Below are 1,962 nucleotides of genomic sequence, written 5' to 3'. Positions count from 1 at the left end.
ATTCCCCAACTGCAAGCCGCGATCGACGCTGGCACCCAAATTCTCTACTGCGAATTTGAAGACCCTCGCCACTACCGCACCGCTGTTCATCTCGTCCGGGAACGCTCCCAATTCCTTTTTGTTGCGCCTCCCCGCATTACCAAATCCAACGAGCAGTGGATTTTACAACAGGTGCGCGCCTGCAACCCTGATGGTTTCTTGGTTCGAAACTACGACCAGCTTCAGTTTTTTGCGTCCGATCGCACGATCGGCGATTTTTCCCTCAACGTTGCCAACGCGCTAACTGCTGACTACTTTAAACAGCAGGGATTGGAGCGCCTGACTGCTTCCTACGACCTCAGCATTGCCCAACTCGAAGCGCTGCTGACGACTGCACCGGCTGAGTGGTTTGAGGTAACGATTCACCAGCACATGCCGATGTTCCACATGGAGCACTGCGTCTTCTGCGCCTTCTTATCCGAGGGCACCGACTACACGAATTGTGGGCGTCCGTGTGAGACGCACTCTGTGACGCTGCGCGATCGTGTCGGCACCGAACACATTCTGCAAGCCGATGCAGGCTGCCGCAATACCGTGTTCAACGGCACGGCGCAAACGGGCGCAGAATACGTGCAGCGCTTGATTGATTTGGGCGTGCGACACTTCCGCCTGGAGTTTGTCGATGAATCTCCAGAGCAGGTGACGCAGACGATTCATCGCTACCGCCAACTGCTGCACGGCGAAATCAACGGACGCCAACTTTGGCGCGACCTGAAGCTGAACCACCAGCTTGGTGTTACTCGCGGTCCTCTCGGAAGCTGAGCCTACATGCGTGTAAGAACAGCAACTTTCTGGGGCAAACGCGAGTTTATCAAGAGGCTCTCGAAGAAGGATTAGCAGAATCTGTATTGGAGATTCTCTCGACTCGGTTTGGGGCTGTGCCTGAAACAGTTTCACAGAAGTTGTTGAACGCAGATGTGAAGGAACTCAAGAGACTTTTGCGGCGTGCGATCGCCGCCTTGTCCCTAGAGGAATTTGAGCAGCGTCTCGACTCAACCCAATTCTGGCTACGGGTTGAGCTACAGCACACAGAAGCAGGCATCGCCTTGAACCATCTGGATACCTGCACTATTTGCCTGAGGCTAGACTGAGAAGCAGCGTTGTTGGAGCTTGTGCCGCCATGGTTCGTCTGGATGCTACCTCTCAATCGCCCCGACAAGATGTGCCTCAGCCCCCTTTAGAGGATGCTACCCCACCAATTCAGGCGGACTTGGATTTGCCGGATGATATTACCTTTCCGCCCACCAACCTCTACAGCGATGAGCCGCCTTTAGAAACTGATTTTCACCGCCGCCAAATTGACCTGCTGATTCGGTTACTGGAATTTTGGTGGCACGATCGCTCGGACTTCTACATTTCCGGCAATTTAACGGTGTACTACAACGAGCAGCAGCTAAAAAAGCGGGACTTCCGAGGACCGGATGTGTTTGTGGTACTAGGAGCCGAGAAGCGCGATCGCCGCAGTTGGGCGATTTGGGAAGAAGGCGGCAAGTATCCCAATGTGGTGATTGAGCTACTCTCCAGTTCCACAGCAACGGTAGACCGGGGCAAGAAGAAAGAGCTGTATCAGGATGTGTGGCGGGTGCCAGAGTATTACTGGTTCCATCCAGAGACGCTGGAGTTTTCAGGGTTTCATTTAGTAGCTGGCACCTATATCGCGATCGCTCCAATAGATAGCGGTAGATTGCGGAGCGAACAATTGGGGCTAGAACTGGGTATTCACGATCAACAGTTGCGCTGGTTTACGACGGATGGAACTCTGATTCCCTTGCCCGAAGAGGCAGAACGGGAACGGGCAGAACAGGAACGACAGCGAGCAGAACAGGAACGACAAGCAAAAGAGCGGCTAGAGAGCTATCTACGATCGCAGGGAATTGACCCCAACCAACTGCCAGAGTAGCGCGCGCAGGTTGCTTAATCGAT

At 53.9% G+C, this 1,962-nt stretch carries 3 protein-coding genes; all 3 read left to right on the top strand.

The annotated features are described in order from the left end of the window. Window positions 1-801 (top strand): U32 family peptidase (locus H6F43_RS15775; protein ID WP_190343678.1); only part of this gene is annotated, 801 nt, incomplete at its 5' end. Window positions 802-956: 155 nt separating this feature from the next. Further along, complete coding sequence (locus H6F43_RS15770) at window positions 957-1,130, top strand: hypothetical protein (protein ID WP_190343677.1); 174 nt, start codon at window positions 957-959, stop codon at window positions 1,128-1,130. Between the two features lie 29 nt (window positions 1,131-1,159). Then, complete coding sequence (locus H6F43_RS15765; RefSeq protein WP_190343676.1) at window positions 1,160-1,939, top strand: Uma2 family endonuclease; 780 nt, start codon at window positions 1,160-1,162, stop codon at window positions 1,937-1,939. The last annotated feature ends 23 nt before the right edge of the window (window positions 1,940-1,962 follow it).

Origin of the sequence: Leptolyngbya sp. FACHB-36 (genome assembly GCF_014695955.1) — a bacterium.
In the GTDB taxonomy this organism is placed as follows: domain Bacteria; phylum Cyanobacteriota; class Cyanobacteriia; order Leptolyngbyales; family Leptolyngbyaceae; genus FACHB-36.
The sequence above is the reverse complement of the archived record's forward strand: the minus strand, read 5'-3'. Positions and strand labels throughout refer to the sequence as shown.

Coding starts and splice junctions, on each gene's coding strand:
- H6F43_RS15765 (WP_190343676.1), top strand. CDS start 1,160: ATGGTTCGTCTGGATGCTACCTCTCAATCGCCCCGACAAGATGTGCCT.